General features: G+C 62.7%; 14 protein-coding genes and 1 tRNA gene. 13 read left to right on the top strand and 2 right to left on the bottom strand.

Annotated elements, in window-relative coordinates:
• Nucleotides 1–145: 145 nt before the first annotated feature.
• Complete coding sequence (rlmN, locus tag ACTOXK_RS09910; protein WP_482278363.1) at nt 146–1,201, bottom strand: dual-specificity RNA methyltransferase RlmN; 1,056 nt, start codon at nt 1,199–1,201, stop codon at nt 146–148.
• 76 nt (nt 1,202–1,277) lie between these two features.
• On the opposite strand from rlmN, the gene ACTOXK_RS09905 reads away from it, so the two are divergent.
• Complete coding sequence (locus tag ACTOXK_RS09905) at nt 1,278–2,231, top strand: D-alanine--D-alanine ligase family protein (protein ID WP_482278362.1); 954 nt, start codon at nt 1,278–1,280, stop codon at nt 2,229–2,231.
• Here the strand turns inward: ACTOXK_RS09905 and ACTOXK_RS09900 are convergent.
• Entirely contained in the window at nt 2,228–2,866 is a 639-nt protein-coding gene (locus ACTOXK_RS09900) for a hypothetical protein (protein ID WP_482278361.1), read from the bottom strand. The two genes, ACTOXK_RS09905 and ACTOXK_RS09900, sit on opposite strands and share 4 nt — an antisense overlap.
• Before the next feature lie 144 nt (nt 2,867–3,010).
• Here ACTOXK_RS09900 and ACTOXK_RS09895 point away from each other — a divergent pair, with 144 nt between their 5' ends.
• The 12 genes from ACTOXK_RS09895 to ACTOXK_RS09840 form a co-directional block, all read left to right on the top strand.
• Complete coding sequence (locus ACTOXK_RS09895) at nt 3,011–5,980, top strand: helicase C-terminal domain-containing protein (protein ID WP_482278360.1); 2,970 nt, start codon at nt 3,011–3,013, stop codon at nt 5,978–5,980.
• Between the two features lie 13 nt (nt 5,981–5,993).
• Nucleotides 5,994–7,253 carry a hypothetical protein gene (locus tag ACTOXK_RS09890; protein ID WP_482278359.1) on the top strand — a complete coding sequence of 420 codons (1,260 nt, stop codon included), beginning with the start codon at nt 5,994–5,996 and terminating at the stop codon, nt 7,251–7,253.
• A gap of 57 nt (nt 7,254–7,310) precedes the next feature.
• Nucleotides 7,311–10,415 (top strand): aminopeptidase, encoded by a 3,105-nt coding sequence (locus tag ACTOXK_RS09885; protein ID WP_482278358.1) that lies wholly within the window; start codon nt 7,311–7,313, stop codon nt 10,413–10,415.
• A 35-nt stretch (nt 10,416–10,450) separates the two neighbouring features.
• Nucleotides 10,451–10,526: transfer RNA gene (locus tag ACTOXK_RS09880), tRNA-Arg, on the top strand.
• Between the two features lie 344 nt (nt 10,527–10,870).
• Complete coding sequence (rpsF, locus tag ACTOXK_RS09875; protein ID WP_135970749.1) at nt 10,871–11,164, top strand: 30S ribosomal protein S6; 294 nt, start codon at nt 10,871–10,873, stop codon at nt 11,162–11,164.
• A gap of 51 nt (nt 11,165–11,215) precedes the next feature.
• Nucleotides 11,216–11,695: a single-stranded DNA-binding protein gene (locus ACTOXK_RS09870; RefSeq protein ID WP_160324335.1), complete on the top strand. Its 480-nt coding sequence runs from the start codon at nt 11,216–11,218 to the stop codon at nt 11,693–11,695.
• 20 nt (nt 11,696–11,715) lie between these two features.
• The gene (gene rpsR, locus ACTOXK_RS09865; RefSeq protein WP_022738039.1) at nt 11,716–11,976 is read left to right on the top strand and encodes a 30S ribosomal protein S18; all 261 of its coding nucleotides are present in this window, start codon (nt 11,716–11,718) and stop codon (nt 11,974–11,976) included.
• Nucleotides 11,977–11,990: 14 nt separating this feature from the next.
• Nucleotides 11,991–12,584 (top strand): 50S ribosomal protein L9, encoded by a 594-nt coding sequence (gene rplI, locus ACTOXK_RS09860; protein ID WP_482278357.1) that lies wholly within the window; start codon nt 11,991–11,993, stop codon nt 12,582–12,584.
• Between the two features lie 163 nt (nt 12,585–12,747).
• Entirely contained in the window at nt 12,748–14,163 is a 1,416-nt protein-coding gene (gene dnaB, locus ACTOXK_RS09855) for a replicative DNA helicase (RefSeq protein ID WP_482278356.1), read from the top strand.
• Nucleotides 14,164–14,171: 8 nt separating this feature from the next.
• Nucleotides 14,172–15,449: a metallophosphoesterase family protein gene (locus ACTOXK_RS09850; protein WP_482279233.1), complete on the top strand. Its 1,278-nt coding sequence runs from the start codon at nt 14,172–14,174 to the stop codon at nt 15,447–15,449.
• A complete protein-coding gene (locus ACTOXK_RS09845; RefSeq protein WP_482278374.1) occupies nt 15,449–17,629 on the top strand; it encodes an ATP-binding protein in 2,181 nt (726 codons plus the stop codon). Before ACTOXK_RS09850 ends, ACTOXK_RS09845 begins: the two co-directional genes overlap by 1 nt.
• Nucleotides 17,630–17,728: 99 nt before the next feature.
• On the top strand, nt 17,729–17,910 hold a 182-nt coding region (locus ACTOXK_RS09840; RefSeq protein WP_482279920.1), incomplete at its 3' end, for an adenylosuccinate synthetase.

Genomic DNA, 17,910 nt, shown 5'->3' with positions numbered 1-17,910 from the left:
TCTGCGTCGAGCGCTCTTGCCTCTCGTTGAGATATCTCAGAGTCGACCGAGGCGGCTCACCCCAATACCGGAAGGCTTTTGTTGTCTGGAAACCCTAAGGCAATGCCCCTTGAAAAGTGCTTTACATAACATATCGTGTTATAGATCATCGTGTTTCACGTGAAACAATACGGTTCTTCAGCTGTCCGCAGGCTCCGTCGATGTCGCTTCCCCGAGACTTTCTCAAACTCACTTCCACACCTTCGGCTTCAAGAGCTCTCGTCCAGTGCCGAACGGTTTTCTCGGCCGCTGGCTGGAAAGGAGCTTCCTCCACGGGGTTCATGGGTAGAAGGTTGACATGGCAGAGGAGTCCTCGGCACAGATCCAGAAGTGCGAGCAGCTGTTCCTCGGAATCGTTGATATTCTCGATGAGGAGGTACTCAAGGGAGACACGGCGCCCGGTTTTCCGGATATAGTCCTTGAGAGCTGTTTTGAGTTGCGGCAGGGGTTGATGGGAGACTTTCGGCATGAGATCGTCGCGGGTGGCCTGCACTGCTGAGTGAAGCGAAATAGCCAGGGTGAATTGCTCGGGCTCGTCACTGAGGCGCTCGATGCCGGGGATAATGCCACAGGTGGAGATCGTGATATGGCGAGCACCGATATGGAGGTCATCGGCGCTGTTGATCATACGCAGAGCCGAGAGCACCTCATCGTAGTTCAAAAAAGGTTCGCCCTGACCCATGACAACGACGTTGCTCACGCGGGTATCGAAATCCTTTTGGACAGTGGCAATTTGTTGGACAATCTCCGTCGCTTGCAGGTTGCGGATGAGTCCCTCGCGTCCTGTTGCACAGAAAGCACAGGCCATAGGGCATCCCACCTGAGAGGAGACGCAAACCGACAACCGCTCGATGGTTCCATCTTTGCGGTAGGTCGGCATGCCGACTGTTTCGACAAGGCACCCGTCTCCAAGTTTGAACACGTATTTGCGCGTTCCGTCGATGGAGACCTGTCGGTCAACGAGGGAGAACTCCTCAAGAGGGTATTCCTTTGCCAGGCGCTGGCGAAGGGGCGCCGGCACATTGCTCATGGCCTCGAAAGAGGTGCAATGGTGCCGATGAATCCATTCATGTACCTGTTTGGCGCGGAACCGAGGAAACCCCCAGGCTTCAATGAGGCTGGTGAGTTCCGGAAGGGTGAGTGTCATAAGTTCGTTATTCATAGGGGACATTATAGACAATGCACCTGCTCTGATATACTTCCCCTCAGATATTCATCGTCTTGAAAGGTGTCCGATCATGGCTGTTACTTTGGATCCGGCTACTTGTCGCGTTGCCCTGCTTGCGGGAGGAACGAGCGGTGAGCGCGAGATCTCCCTCGCATCCGGCAAAGGAGCCGGCGAAGCGCTGCGCCAGGCGGGGTTTGCGGTGACAGAGTTGGATCCCGCTTCCAAAGATGATCTGAAGGCGCTCATTGATGGCAACTTCGATGTGGCCTTTCTCTGTCTCCATGGCAAGGGAGGGGAAGACGGCCAACTTCAAGGGTTCCTGGAGGTCATCGGCCTCCCCTATACGGGCCCGGGCGTGTGGTCGAGCGCTACGGCCATGAACAAGGCGAAATCGAAGGTCTTCTATGCTCGTGAGGGTATTGCGACGGCACCGTTCTTCTCGCTTGAGCAAGGCCGTCCCTATGATGTTGGGGAAATCGCCGAGGCTATGGACGGCATCTGTGTTGTCAAGCCCGCAACTGAGGGAAGTGCCCTGGGTATTTACATTGTTGAGGGGGAGGAGTCTATCCAAGAGGCCATCGAAGAGGTATTCAAGATTGATAGCCTGGTGGTCGTGGAGCGGTTCATCAAGGGCACTGAACTGACCGTGGCGGTTCTCGGCAACGACGAGCCCTATGCGCTGCCGATCATCGAAATTGTGCCCCGGGGTGAGTTTTACGACTTCGATTCCAAGTACGCCCCCGGTGGCTCCCGGCACATCTGCCCCGCGCCGCTCGATGAGGCCCTGACCCAGCGCATTCAGGCCATGGCCGTGGCCGCTCATCGTGCCCTGGAGTGCACCGGCGTCTCCCGCTCGGACTTTATCCTCGATGAGGAGGGGACGCCGTGGATTTTGGAGACGAACACCATCCCTGGCATGACGAGCACTTCGCTGCTCCCCGACGCGGCCCGCGCGGCCGGCGTCGAGTTTCCCGAGCTGTGCACGCGCTTGATTGCCAGCGCCCTTGAGGTGGCCGCCCGCTAGAAGAGCCCGCAGGCCTTCAACCCGAAGATGAGGGCAGCTACCAGCGCGAGGAGGAATGCCCAACTGAGCAGGTAGCAGCCCTTGTTTCCCTGACGACCCTTCTCGACGAGGCTATCGGTTATCGATCGCCGCCGCTTGAGGATGGCCATGCCCTTCTTTTTCTCGGGCAAGGGAACGCGATCCGTGGGGAGCCATGCCCCTTGAGTTTCGATAATGCGCTCCACGGCTGCTCCATCGAAGGACAGCGCGGGGCGGATTCCCTTCCCGATGAGGTCTCCAACGCCCTCCACGAAGGAGGAGAAGGCATTCTGATCGCGGCTGTCGTAGGCGATGACTGCCGCCTCTCCCCAGTACTCGCCGGGTTCAGGTTGCTCGGAGAAGGCCACGAAGGAGAGGATACCGACCAAGGTGAGATCCCGGGCGCGCAGAAGGCTCAGCTGGCGCGAGAAGTCAGGGTCGAAGTACCCAACGCGGGATCCGAAGCGGTTGACGAGCCAGGCCTTCTGAACGCCGTTCTCTAGGGTGCATTCGATGGCGTACTGATCCCCGACAAGATTGTCCGAGCCGAGCAGGGCCGCGGCATCCTTGCGGGACGCCGTTTGAAATGTTTGATATGTACCAAAATACCGTTCCATGATGTTCTCCCTGCGCTGGCTGCTACAATACCGAAAGCTATTGAGTACACACCATAACCGAGGCCGATCATCCGTGGAACGCTCGCTTGGACGAGGTTCCTTTTTTTCGGCATCAGGGGTGCGCCGCGAAGGTAGGGCAAAGCCATGACACGAGACACCACTCCCCTTGAGGGCCAGCTGAAGAACTTCATCACCGACGGAACGCCTCCCGAGGTTATCGCCCTCTACGAGAGCCTTCCGGAACGGGCCCGCGCCGGCCATTTCGGCCCCTTCGACGGCAATGTGGTGGTGCTCGACACCGAGACCACCGGTTTCTCTCTCAACCACGACGAGCTCACCCAAATTGCCGCCGCCCGCATGGAAGGTGGCCAGATCGTCGAATGGTTCATCACCTTCGTGAATCCCGGCAAGCCCATTCCCGATGAGGTGGCCCATCTGACCGATATTCACGACGAGGATGTGGCCGACGCTCCCGCCCCCGCCGAAGCCCTGGCGGCCCTCGTGGAATTTGTGGGAGATGCCGTGGTGGTGGCCCATAATGCGGAATTCGACCGCAATTTCACGACGAAGCACCCTGCCGGGTACCCGCTTCTTGAAAATACCTGGGTCGATTCCCTCGATCTGTCGCGCATCGCGCTGCCCCGTATGAAATCCCATCGCCTCATCGACTTGGTGAAGGCCTTCGGCGCCCCGCGCTCTACCCATCGGGCCGATGAGGATGTGGCCGCTACGTGCGCGCTGCTGCGCATCCTGCTGGCCGGCGTGGAGGCCATGCCTCCCATGTTGCTGCGCGAGATCGCCTCTATGGCCACGCCGGAACAATGGCCCACGGTCGTGGTGTTCCAGTACTTCGCCGAGCAATGTACCCCGGAAGGGGAGAAGCCCCTGCCGTTCTCCCTGCGGACCCTGCGGCGCGATCGGGTCGGGGCCATCGACCACCGGCCCCTCGTGGATGCGGCCGATATCGCCGCCGACCCTGCCCGCTCCCTCGTGTTTCCCACGGCCGAAGCCGTAGCGCAGGCGTTCACCGAGACGGGGCTCATCGGGTCGCTGTACGACGATTACGAGCAGCGCAACGAGCAGGTGTCCATGGCCGAGGCGGTGCGCAGCTCGTTCGCCCGTTCCACCAACCTTATGGTCGAAGCGGGCACGGGCGTGGGAAAGTCCATGGCCTACCTGCTGCCGGCCGCTATCACGGCGCGGGACAACGGTATCAACATCGGTGTGGCCACGAAGACCAATGCCCTGCTCGATCAGCTTGTCTATCACGAGTTGCCGGCCCTGACCGAGGCTCTCGGCGGCGGGCTCACCTACGCCTCGCTCAAGGGCTTCTCCCATTACCCCTGTCTGCGCAAGGTGGAGCGCATCGTTGTCGACGGCCCGCGCATGCGCACGGTGGGGAAGAGCGAGCAGCATCAAGCCCCGGCCCTCGCCGGCCTGCTCTCGTTCATCAGCCAGACGACCTACGACGATATCGACAACCTCAAGATTGATTATCGCCTCCTGCCGCGGTGGTCCATCACCACGACGAGCCATGATTGTCTCCGTCGCAAGTGCCCCTTCTTCGGAACGAGCTGCTTCGTCCACGGTGCCCGCCGACGGGCTGAGGCATCGAACATCGTCGTGACCAACCACAGCCTCCTGTTCTGCGATCTCGCCGCCGATGGGGGATTGCTGCCGCCCATTCGCTACTGGGTGGTGGACGAGGCCCACGGCGCCGAGAATGAGGCCCGTCGCGCCTTCTCCATGGATCTGGCTGAAGAGGACATCCTCTCCCTTGTCCGCCGCGTAGCCACTGACGAGGCCCGCCGCAACGTGTTCGTGCGGGCGGAGCGCACGGTCGTTATGCCGGGGAGCGAATCCTCGGCGACGCTGTTCTACGCTCTCACTGCCAAGGCCCGCAGCGCAGGCCAGGCCTTCGGCTCGGCGGCCGAGGCCTTCTGCGCCGCCCTGCCTGAGCTGCTGTTCTACGACGGGAACCACCGCTCGAAGGGCTACGAGACCGTGGATCTCTGGCTCAACGACGAGATCCGCGCCAGCTCTATCTTCCAGAACATCGCGCGGCTGGGAAAGGCCATGGCCGCCGAAGCCGAAAAAATGGTCACGGCCTGCCAGGAACTCGTGGGTTACCTGGATGATATCGAGGGAGCCGCGGTCATCCAGCGGGAGATAGCCGCCATCGCCATGGAATTGAAGGAGATCATCGGCACGGTAGATGTGATCTGTGTCCAATGCCCGCCCCAGTACGTGTACGCCGCCAGTCTCACGCGGAAGAACGATCGTCCCCAGAACAAGCTGGAAGCGCTGCTGCTCAATGTGGGCAGCACGCTGGATGAGACGCTCTACGCGAACACCCACGCGGTGGTCTACGCCTCGGCTACGTTGACCGTGGACGGCGGCTTCGCCAGTTTCGCCAATGCCATGGGCCTCAACACGAGCGATTGCTCGCGGGCTGACGAGCTTATGCTTCCCTCGAGCTACGATTTCGATAACCGCATGATCGTTTATGTCGTTAACGATATGCCGGAGCCCAATGAAGCCGCCTACCTCGGTGCCCTTCAGGACTTGCTCGTTGCCGCCCATAAAGCCCAACGGGGCTCCATGCTCACGCTGTTCACCAACCGTCGCGAGATGGAGCGGTGCTTCGAGGAGGTGCAGCCGGCCCTGAAGGAGGACGATCTGCGCCTGGTCTGCCAGAAGTGGGGCGTTTCCGTGAAGGGCCTGCGCGACGACTTCCTCGCCGATGAGCACCTGTCGCTGTTCGCCCTCAAGAGCTTTTGGGAAGGTTTCGATGCTCCGGGGGCGACGCTCAAGGGGGTTGTCATCCCCAAGTTGCCCTTCTCCAAGCCCACCGATCCGCTCTCCTGCGAACGGGCGGCCCGCGATGACGCCGCCTGGCGCCGCTATGTTCTGCCCGCTGCCGTCTTGGAGACCAAGCAGGCTGCCGGCCGCCTCATTCGCAAGGCCACGGACAGCGGCATCCTCATCCTGGCGGATAAGCGCCTCGTGACTAAGGGCTATGGCAAGACCTTCCTTCGCTCGCTTCCCAGTCAGAACATCCGTTTCTGCTCGGCTGCCGAAGTTGTGGCCGAAATCGAGCGCAGCGCCCAGTAGCGGAGCTTTGTCCATGGCGAAGAAGAAGGCTCAGCATGCACTTCACATTAAGAGCCACACCCACGGCTCTTCGAACGAAATTTCCTTCAGCGTGCTCGATGCAGCCCGCGAGGCCCGAGATGCCGCCGAGCGAGATCGACGGGACGGCGGCGGCGCGGGGAGGGTACCGTTGTTCACGCTCGGGCGGGGAAAGAAGCCCCGGGCCACTCCGGCCCGAAGTCAATCCATCGTCATTCCCGAGGGAACGGCGCCCACGCGGTCCTCGGCATCATCGTTCGCTTCGGCCGCTGCGGCAGAGGTGGATCGCCGAGCTTTTCGCATTGTTCCCGTGGTCGTGGTCATTTGCGTGCTCTTGGCCCTGGCCCTCACTCTCGGGCAAACGCTCATCTCCATGCGCACCCAGCAGCAGGGCTTTCGCTCCTCTCTGAACGACAACATCAACGTCATCACCAGTTGCGATGAGACGCTGATCCCCTTCGACGAGCTGGTCATGGCCCAGTATGACAAGAAGCGCCTTTCCCCGACGGCTACTGGGCAAAACACCCCTTCCTTCGAGGATCTTTCGGAGGGCTATCGCCGTGTCGTCGCAGACATTGCCCCTTCGCGGGCTCAGTTGGAGGAATCGCTGGCCGCCATCGAGTCGATGCGCCCGACTCTTGCCGACAATGATGCCGAAGAGGCCGCCCATCAGGCTGTGACCGCAGCCCGGGCGCGCCTGAACATGCTCGATGCCGGCGTGGCTATCATTGAGCAATCCCTCATGGCCACCGAGGCGTTCCTCGATTGCCAGGGAGGTTGGAGGGCCGTCATCAATGCTGACGCCGCCGCGCGGGAGGCGACGGCCCTGCTGCGCGAGATGTCCGAAGCCAACGTGCGCGCCTCGATGGAGAAAAGCAATGAGGCCGTGGCACAGCTGAACGACGCACGCGAGCTCTTCAATAAGGCCCAGGGTGATTATCCCGGCCTCGATTTGGGCTCTTTCGTCGCCTATATAGAGAAACGTATCGAAGCGCAGCAGGCCGCCCTTGCCTCCGACCAGGCTTACCTCGATCGTGACAAAGAGACCCTGTCCGAGGAGAACGACCGCTATAACGCCCTTGAGGACGAGGCCGCGACGCTGGCCCAGGATCTAGGGGACGATCCCGATCAGCGCGTAGCCGACCGGTTCTACGAATCGATTGAGGATCAGGTGACAGTTTACGAGGCCGAGCGGCTCAAAGCGGGTAATGCTGATACGTTTCTCCGTGATTATTTGGGCAAGAGCGCCCAATAGCGTATACTAGTAATAATTGTGTCAACAGACCTCTTTGAACGAGGAAAGGCAACGTACATGGCCGAGCTAAACGAATGCGTCGCATACCTGTCTCAGGAAATCGGCCCGCGGCCGGCGGGAACCGAGGAAGAGCAGCGTGCGGCTCTCTATATCAGTGAGACGCTCTCTGCCGAAACGGGCCTGCCCACCACCATGGAAGACTTCCAGTGCAACCCCGACAGCACCCTTCCGCGGGCTCTTGTGAGCGGCGTCGCCGTGCTCATGACCCTGGTGGCCACCATCTTCTCCGTGGTTTCGGTTGCCTCTATTGTGATCGGGTTTTTGTGCGTACTCCTCCTGGCTGCTGAGATTTTCGACAAGCCCGTGCTTTCGCGCCTGCTCAATCGGGGGGCGAGCCAGAACGTCGTGGCGAAGTACGTTCCCCTGAAGTCGGCGAAGCAGGCGAGCCGGCGACGCAAGGTCATCATCGTCGCCCATTACGACAGCGGCAAGATCCGCCGCGATTTGAACAGCGCCGTTATTGCGGCGCTTCCCCTCCTGTATTGGGTTGAATTCGCGGCCATGGTGCTCATGCCCGTGCTGCTGCTCGTTCGTATGATCGTGGCCCCCGTTGACGGCGGCCTCATCGCCTTCAACGTTGCCCTGGGGCTCGTTATGGTTGTGGCGGTGCTGCCGACTCTCTCTTTCGCTCTGGAGAAGCTGAGCACCTATAACGACGGGGCGAATTGCAACGCCTCCGGTGTGGCGGTGCTGCTGGATGTGGCCGCCCGCGTGGCCGCCTCCCGCGATATCCCCGATGGGGAAGAACCGCTGATCCACGGCGCCGCGGCGGCAGCCTCGGCTGGGTTGGTGCCCGAAGGGATTGAGCTTGTGTACGACATTCCCTCGAACACCGACGAGCTGGACTCTTCCATGGAATCGGCTGCCGAACGTCTCGCTGCTGCCAAGGCGGCGGTCGCGGCTCTCTCCGGCAAGCCGGTGGCTGAAACGGAAGCCGCGGCGACCCCCGCCTCCGACCCTGCGGCGGAGGAGGCCCCCGCACCGGCCAGCACCGACGAGGCACCGGCCTTGGAGGTGGAACTCCCGGCCGCTTCTCCCGTTATCGTCCCGGCGCCGGCTCCGGCCCCTGCGGCCGAGTCTGCGGTGCCCGACTGGTTCAAGAAGGGGCAGGAGCAGGCGAAGAAGCCGAAGGTTGAGAAGCCGGTGCAGCGTTCGCGCTATGCCGCCGCGTTGGAGCGGGCCGAGGAAGAGATCATCGCCCGTGAGGAATCCCAGAAGAGCGCCACGGAGGAACTGAGCGCCCGCATGCGCGGGATGCGCGCTTCGGTGCAGGCCGCTTCGGCGGCCGCCGGCGCCCAACCGACTGGCGTGATTGCCGACCTGTCCCCGCTGGAAGAGGCCCCGGCCGCCGCGCCCGCGCTGTCGGTGGAGCCTCAAGCTGTTTCGCCCTCCCCCGCGGCCCCGGTTGCGACGGATATTCCCCCGGCCGCCGCTGTCGAAGAAATCCCCGCCTCGCCCACGGCTCCCGCTGCCGTGCCGGAGGAGGTGCTGACTCCCTCTCCGGCGGACATTCCCTCCCCGCTCGATCGCAGCGTGGCGGTGGACTTGTCCCAGGTTCCGGCGGTGGCGGCCGAGGATCCCGATGTGGTCCTCCGCGAAGGCCAGCGGCCGTTGACGGGGGCTACCGTTGCGGCGCCTCCCGTCGGTGCTCCGTCGCTGGCGGGCGTTCCCACTCCAGCGGATCAGGCTGCGGAGGGTTCCCGCCGCCGCCTCGTCATCCCCTCCGTGGGAGAGATTCCCCCGGTAGTCGAGGGCGCATCCGATCAGGCTCCGCGCAAGCGCCGCGCCATCTCTCTGCCGAACATCGGCATTTCCCAGGAACTTCCCCGTATTTCCATGGACGATCATCTGCAGGCAGCCCCCTTGGCGGAGGAACGGCCGGCGCACGACGGCCGGGTGCGCGACCTTTCCGCCATCGTGCCCTCCGTCGCCTCTCCGGCGGCATCCCCCGCGGCTCCTCGCTCGGCAGCCTTGCGCGATGCCCTGCCTTCTCTTTCCCAGGCTCCGGCTATGGCCGACCCGGGATTGTCGGGCAGCATCAACCTGGCCGGATCTTTCTCGGCCATGGGGGCTACGGGTGCGGCGGCCCCTCTGACGGACGATATGTTCGAGGCTGCCAGTGAGGACGACCTCTATATCGAGGATGTGGATGATTCGGCTTACGTGGAGCAGGTCACCGAGACGGGAGCCATGGCTGGCCCCGGCTATGTGGAAATGCCCAAGAGCCGCTTTGGCCGCATCTTCGGCAAGCGTCGCCGTCACGCCCAGGTTGAGTCTTCCACTCCTCAGGAATGGCTCGATGTCGAAGACACCTTCGATGCCCGTGAGGCGGGTGCCGCGCGGGGCGGCTGGGAGAGCTTCCGCGAGGAAGACGAATTCGACGGCTACGACGAGGGCTTCGATCCCCAGCAAACCACAGCTTTCACCCCCGACTTCGGCGGGGATCACTTCAATGAGCCCGCTCCCCAACATCGCCGTCGCGGTCGCCATTTCGAAGGAGGTGCCTTCTCGCGAGTTTCCGCCGATGGCGAAGAGTCGTTCGATGAAGAGGAGTCACGGCCTCGTCGGGAGACTGTTTCCAGCTTCGCCGATGGGCTTCCCGCAGGCTTCGTGTTTGACGATGCCCCCGAGGCGGAGGCCATCGAGCAGTTCCACAGCAAGCGCATCGATATGGAGGTGTGGTTCGTTGCCCTGGGCTCTGAGCTCGCCGGCAATGGTGGCATGCGCGCCTTCATGGAGACCCATGAGGCCGAGCTCAAGGGCTCTATTATCATTGAATTGGAGGCCCTCGGCGCCGGTGAACTGACCTTGATGGACAGAGAGGGCACGTACCTGCCGAAGAAGGCTTCGAGTCGCATGAAGCGCCTCGTGCGCAAGGCCGGCCAGGCCGTGGGGCTGCCCGTGGGCGACGGTACCATGGAATGGCGCGATAGTGCTTCGGCCTACGCCATGAAGCACGGCCAGCAGGCTATGCACCTGGTGGGTATGGAGGGCAAGAAGCCGACGTTCTTCGGCGAGGCCGATGATGTTCTGGAGAATATCGACGGCGATCAGCTGGCTCTCAACAGCGATTTCGTCATGGAACTGCTGAAGCAAATCTGATATATCCCTCGGCCATGATATGATGGCCTGTATCCGCCCCCGTAGCTCAGCGGATAGAGCGTCGGTTTCCTAAACCGTGCGTCGGAGGTTCGAGTCCTCTCGGGGGCGCCAGAGATTTCCTTGGGCCGCCGTCGGCAAAAGCTGACGGCGGTTTTGTTTTGTGTGGTGAGGGGGCGCTGCGGACGGTTCGCGCTGGGACAGTGCCGCGGTTTGCGGGTGGCTTTCGGGGACGGCGGAGCGGCGTGCGGCGGGACTGAAGTACGGCGCCCTTGCGACATAAGTGCGAATTTAGGCTGGTAGGATAGGGCTGCGACCGAAGCAATGTGTGATTACCGTGATGGACGCGAGCGGCTTGAGGACGGAGCAGGGTGTTCTGATAGACTATTCAGGCTATTCCTGCTCCGGCGTGTGCCTTCACCAGCCCGGAGCCGTAAAGTCCAAAGGAGGTGAGCTGGATGAAGGCTTATGAACTGCTGTTTATTGTGCCCCCTACGATCGATGACGAGACTCGCGCTGGCGTGATGAAGCGTATCGAGACCACTCTCGCTGAGAGCAACGGTGTTGTGGACAACGTCGACAACTGGGGCAAGCGCAAACTCGCTTATGAGATCAACGGTCTGTCCGACGGCGACTACACTCTCATCGATTTCCATGCTGATCCGCAGAGCATTGCCGAGCTCGATCGCGTGCTGCGCATTAACGATGCCGTTATGCGTCACATGGTCGTGGCCCGCGCCGATCGCGACTAGTTTGGAAGCCGAGCAGTCCGACTAGGCTGCTCACTGTGAGAAGAGGTAGAAATGAGCATCAACCGTGTGATCATCAGCGGCAATCTGACCCGCGATCCTGAGCTGCGTCAGACCCAGTCGGGTATGGCCGTGCTGAGCTTCGGCGTGGCGGTCAACGACCGCCGCAAGAACCCCTCCACGGGCGAGTGGGAGGATTATCCGAACTTCGTGGACTGCACGATGTTCGGTGCTCGCGCCAACAGCCTGGCCCAGTATCTGTCCAAGGGCACCAAAGTGTCCATCGAGGGCAAGCTCCGCTGGAGCCAGTGGGAGCGCGATGGCCAGAAGCGCAGCAAGCTGGAGGTCATCGTTGATGAGCTCGAGTTCATGTCGAGCCGCAACAGCAACGGTGGTGCCCCGTCCTATGGCGGAGACTCCTACGGGGGAGGCCAGAGCTATGCTGCTCCGGCTCCTGCTTACAGCGCACCTGCCCCCGCAGCCCCCGTTATTGATGCCTCCTCTTCCGTGTACGATGATGACATTCCGTTTTAAGCGAAACGAAAGAGGTTAACATGGCCGATTACGCTAAGCAGCCTCGTCGTAAGTATTGCCAGTTCTGCAAGGACGACGTGGAGTATATCGATTACAAAGATACTCAAATGCTGCGCAAGTATGTTACCGATCGTGGCAAGATCAAGCCCCGTCGCGTCACCGGTGCCTGCACTCAGCACCAGCGCGACATCGCGGAAGCCGTCAAGCGCGCCCGCGTCATGGCTCTCATGCCCTATGCCGTTCCCGCGGTGAGCGGTCGTGGCGACCGCCGCAACCGCTAGGCGAAGGAGGAACCATGAAAGTTATTCTTCTGAAGGAACTCCACGGCAAGGGCGGCGAGGGCGACGTCATCGACGTCAACCGTGGCTATGCCAACAACTTCCTGCTCACTCAGGGCTACGCTGTGAAGGCTACCCCGGGCAACCTGAAGCAGCTGGAGGAGCGTAAGAAGAACATCGCCAAGCGCGAGGAGACCCGCATTGCCGATGCCAACGCTCTGGCCGCGAAGCTCAACGACGCCACCGTGCGCGTTATCGCTCAGGTGGGCGAAGAGGGCGTGCTCTTCGGCTCCGTCACGGCTCCGGCCGTGGCCGATGCCATCGCAGAGCAGCTCGAGGTCGAGATCGACAAGCGCCGCGTTGAGCTGGGCAAGCCGATCAAGATGGTGGGCACCTACGAGGTTCCCGTCTCTCTGTACCGCGACATCAAGGGCGTTGTGACCGTGATCGTCGGCGGCGAGGGCATGGACGAAGAGTCCGCTGAGACCGTCGAGGCCTTTGACGAGGCCCTCGAGATTGCCGAGACCCCGGCTCCCGAGACCGTCGAGGTTGACGGCGAGGTTTCCGAGGACGGCACCGTCGAGGCTGAGGTGACCGAGATCGAGGAGTAAGCTCCTTTCCGATCGATCCCTATAAAGGCCCTCGTTCGCGAGGGCCTTTTTCTATCCTGAGGCCCATCGCCCGAGCCTATTTGTTTCCCGTGAAACAATGGAGCACAAGAGGGGCGGGAAGATTCACGCTACAATAGAGGAGACCCAAGAGAAAGAGCCGTTCATGCCGTTTGCCCCCCAGGATCAAGATCCACAAAGCCAAGGTGTCATCGCCCCCCGGGCCCAGCTTCCCCAGAATATCGAGGCCGAGCAATCGGTGCTGGCCGCCTGTATTCTCAACCACGAAGTGACCGAAGAAGTGGTTATGCGCATTCGGCCTGAAAACTTCTTTCGCCCTGCTCATCGGGTTATCTTCGAGGCTATCCAGAACTTGATCGGTCGTCGTATTCCCGTTGACCCCATTTCCCTTGCCGACACGTTGAAGGCCCTGGGCCAGTTGGAGGCTGTGGGAGGACGCGCCTATTTGGCAGAGCTTGCCGACAACACGTTCTCGCTCACGAGCTGGGAGCGCCATGTGGAGATTGTCAAGCGCCAGGCCATTCTGCGTGATTTGGTGTTTGCCTCCGCGCAGATCAACGCCTTGGCCTACGATGCCCCCGATGATGTGAACGAGGTGGTTGAGGAAGCTGAGAAAATGCTGCTCGAGGTAACCGAGAAGCGCGTTTCCTCCACATTCCGCAAGATGGACGAGCTCGTTGCCGAGGCCTATGAGCAGATCACCCTTCTGGCGAACCAGCGCAACCACGTGGTGGGTGTTCCCACGGGCTTTAAGGACGTGGATGACCTGATCCACGGGTTCCGCGGCGGCGATCTGGTGATTCTGGCCGCCCGCCCCGGCGTGGGCAAGACGTCCTTCGCCCTGAACCTGGCCACCAACGCTGCCAAGGCCGGCGTGGCCGTCACGTTCTTCTCGTTGGAGATGGGTGCCGAGCAGTTGGTGCAGCGTATCCTGTGCTCCGAGGCCCGTGTGTCGCTCTCGAAGCTGCGCAGCGGCCAGATCGCCGACGGCGACTGGGGCGCCCTGGCCGAGCATTCGGGGAAGCTCGCCTCGTTGGACATGTACATCGACGACACCCCGGGCCTGTCCATCTTGGAGGCCCGCGCCAAGGCCCGTCGCGAGCTGCGCAACGTGAAGGAGGGCCAGAAGGGCCTCATCGTCGTGGACTACCTGCAGCTCATGGAGCCCGGCCCCAACACGCGCAACAAGAGCACCAACGACCAGGTTGGCGAGATCTCCCGCGGACTGAAGATTCTCGCGAAGGAGATGAACATGCCGGTCATCGCCCTGTCTCAGCTGTCCCGCGCCGTGGAGCAGCGCGGCAAGGACAAGCGCCCCATGCTGTCCGACCTGCGCGACTCCGGCTCCATCGAGCAGGACGCCGACATCGTCATGTTCATCGACCGGTCCATGAGCGAGATCGAGGCCGAGAGTGAGAGCCGTCCCGATCTGGGCATGGCGAAGCTCCTCGTGGCGAAGCACCGCAATGGTGCCACGCGCGACATTGACCTCGCTTTCAATCCGGAATTCACCAAGTTCATGGACTTCGTGGACGATTCCCGCTTCGACTCCTCCTTCTAGGAAACCCGTTGAATCCGCCGTTGACATTCATCCACGCCTCCGATTTGCATATCGGCGCTCCCTTTCGCGGCTTGAGGGAGCTGTCGGAAGAATGGGCGCGGCGGCTCTCCGATGCCATTCCCGCCGCTTGGGATCGGGTGGTGGAGGCGGCGCTGTCCCGCAAAGTGGACTTTATGGTGGTGGCCGGGGATATCTTCGATTCCACCCGCGCCTCCTACCGCGATTACCTGCGCTTCTTCGACGGCCTCAAGAAACTTGATGCTGCGGGCATTCCCTCCTACCTGTGCACGGGAAACCACGATCCGCTGAGCCTGTGGCAGAAGGACTTCTTCGCCCTGCCGCCCTCGGCCAGGATGCTCGCGGCCGATCGGCCCGATTTCGCCCTCTATGAGCGGGAGGGCCAGCCCCTTGCCATCATCGGAGGCCGGGGGTACCCGAACAAGGTGTGGTCGTCCCAGGAGGACATTGCCGCGGGCGTTACCCGCGAAGCTGCGGAGAGGGTCCTCGGTCCCCGTGCTGTGGCGGCCCCTTTTGCCGTGGGCGTGCTGCACACAGGGCTGACGCTCGATCCTGTGAAAGCGCCCACTGATCCGGCGGCCTTGCTGCGGGCCGGCATGGACTACTGGGCCCTTGGTCACATCCATCGCCGCTACGCGAACAACGAATCCGATCCGCGCATCGTGTTCTCCGGCTGCATCCAAGGGCGCGACGTGAGGGAAACGGGCCCGCGGGGCGTCTATGCCGTCACGCTGGCCGAGCATTGCCCTCCGGCCTTGACGTTTATCCCCACGGCCTCGGTGGTGTGGGAGCAGCTTGAGGTCGACGTGTCCGATTGTGCCAACATTCCGGCCTTGGTTGCCAAGGTGATGAGGGAATTGTTCGCCGTGAACGGCACGGTCTCCTGCGAGATGATGGTGTCCCGCATCACACTGACTGGCTCTTCTTCTCTGCATGAGGTGCTCGGCCGCCCTGGCGTGCTCGACGATGTGCGGGCTTCCGTTAACGATGCCTACAGCGAATTCTTCTGCGACGCGCTCATCGACCGCACCCGGGCGCCCCTCAACGAGGAGGCCTTGCGAGCCGAGGGCATGTTCCCGGCGGTGTTCCTGCGCACGGCCGATGCCATGGCCGCTGACGTGACGGGTCAGATCGATTACATCCAGGAGGAGTTCCTCGCGCGGAACATCCCGCTCACAGCGGCTCTTTCCGAAAAGAAAGCCCGCAGCCTCGCCGCCGAGGCCACCGACCTGGTGCTCGACCTGCTCGTGCAGGGAGGCGATGAGTGATGGTACGGACAAGCCCCTTCCTGCGTTACCTGCGCATTGAGCGCTTCGGCCACTTTCACGACAAGACCGTGGGCCCTTTCGACGAGCACCTGAACATCGTCTACGGCGGTAACGAGGCGGGCAAGACCACCCTGGCCGCCTTTGCCGGCGGCGTGCTGTTCGGGTGGGAGGAGGCCCGCGGCCGGCGGAATACCTACAAGCCCGCCGGGGCCGAGCGGAGCGGCAGCCTGATCTTCTCCGACGGTCGCACGCTCTCGCGCACGCGCAACGTCGACGGCATAGACGGGGACGCAACCCTGGTGGAGGATATCGACAAGGACACCTTTCGCACGATGTTCTCCTTGAACAGCGACGAATTGCGCAGCTTGCGGAATACGACCGACACCACGGCGAAACTGCTCACGGCCGGTTCGGGCACCTCGTCGTCGCCGGCCCATGCCCTTGCCCAGGTGAACGAGCGCTTAGCGGCGTTCACCTCCCGCGCGGCCGGGGCCGCGCAGTCCATTCCACAGTTGATTGCCCTGCGCAATGAGCTGCGTGAGAGGCAGAAGGAAGCCGCCGACCAGGCCGACCGTTGGCGCAGCCAAGATCGCGAGCTGCACGAGCTGGAGCCGGAGCGGGAGGCTATGGCCGAGCGGGTTGATGAGAGCAATCGGCTCATCGAATCGCTCTCCTCGGCGCGGGCGGTTCTGGAGGCCCTGGACGGGGAGCGGGATAAGCTGGAGCAAGAGATCGAGCGGCTCGAAGAGGCCCAGGCCGTCGCCACCTCTGAGCAGCTAGAACGCGAGCGCGAGACGGGAGCGTCGTTGGCCCATCTGAGCTCCAACGAGGATCGCGCCCTGCGCGACCGCCTCGACGTCCTGGCCGCCCAGCAGGCTCGTCTTGCCCACGGCACCGACGTTGCCCGGGCTAATTACACCTCGTCGGCAGCGGTGTACGAGGCGCTGCTGGAAACGGAGAACAGCCGCGACGAGCAGCAGCGCCTGCGGACGGATCGGCGCATTCAGGTGGCTTTCTGCGTGGTCATTCCCGCCGTGCTGTTCCTGCTGGGTGTGCCCCTGTTCATCGAGGGGCGCGATCGCGGGGCCCTCAGCTATATGGCCATCGGTTTCCTGCTCACGGTGTTCGCAGCGTTGCTGGCCCTGGGCGGCTTTGCCTTGCTCTTCCGCCCCAGCAAGCACGACACCGCCCGCAAGGAGCGTTTCCAGGACGCTCACTGGGTCATGGTGCAGGACAAGAAGAAGCTCGAGGCGTGCCAGGCGGAGGAGCGCCAGGCCCAGAGCCGCCTTGCGGAGGAGCTGGAAGAGCTCGGCCTCGGGGCCGCCGATGGCTCGCTGCGCCAGGCTCGGGTGCTCTTGGATGAGGCCCGCGACGCCCGCGCCGATGCGGCCCTATGCCGCCAGCGCCAGCAGGCAGCGGCAGCTCGGGCGGCTCAAGCCAGCGCTCGCCTGGCCGAGATTCGCCGGGAGCGGGCGTCGGCCACGGTCCGAGCGGGCCTTTCTCCCGAGGCCGATCTCTCCGAGGTGGAGGCCGAGCTCGAGCGCCGCTTGCGCCAACGAGCCGGGCTGCTCGAGGCCTTCGAGTCCATGAACCAGCGGGCCGGCGAGTTGGCAACGATCCTCTCCCAGGCCGAGGTCGAGGGCTCGTTCGATCGGTACAAGATCGAGGTGCAGCAGGTATCCACGCGCCTCGACGAGGCCCGCGCCGACTTTGCCCGCCTGCTCCTCGCCAAGCGCATGCTCCAAGCGGCCATCGCCGCCTGGGAATCGAAGCAGCAGCCAGAGGTGTATGCGAGGGCGAGCCGCCTCCTATCTCTCATGACCGAGGGCCGCTGGACGACGGTGGAGCTCTCGGCCGAGGGAACCCTGTTGGTGGCCGATGCGGCCCGATGCACGCGCGAGCCTGTCTATCTGTCCCTCGGGACGTGCCAGCAGCTGTACCTGGCCCTGCGCATCGCCCTGCTCACGAGCGCTGACAATGTCGGCCGCGCCATCCCCATCCTTGCCGACGATATTCTCGTGAACTTCGACGAACGCCGTCGCATTGGTGCCGCCCGGGCATTGGTGGAGCTGGCCCAAACCCGTCAAGTCATCCTGTTCACGTGCCATCCGGAGGTGGTACGGGCCCTGAAGAAGGCCGCCAAGCAGGCCGACTGCTCGACCATGATCATCGATCTGTAGCGTTCGACGGCCGCTCCGCCGCGTCCCTGTCGCTCTGGCGTTCCCTTCCGGTTTCACTCCCATGCCCGCCCCGGCTCTTTCCCTCGGGGTTTTCGCCCCCTGGAAAAGACCCGTAGCTGCCGAACGTGCGGGCCATTTGCGGCCGCCTGTACTATACTTACATCTTCGAGCAAAAGGCTCACGACGAAAGGACGCAGCATGCCCAGCACAGTGCTCGTCGGCGCCCAGTGGGGCGACGAAGGCAAGGGTAAGATCACCGACCTCATCGCCAGCGACTACGA

The organism is Adlercreutzia sp. (assembly GCF_056795635.1).
Note: the sequence above shows the minus strand (reverse complement) of the source record. Positions and strands in the feature narration are given on the sequence as shown.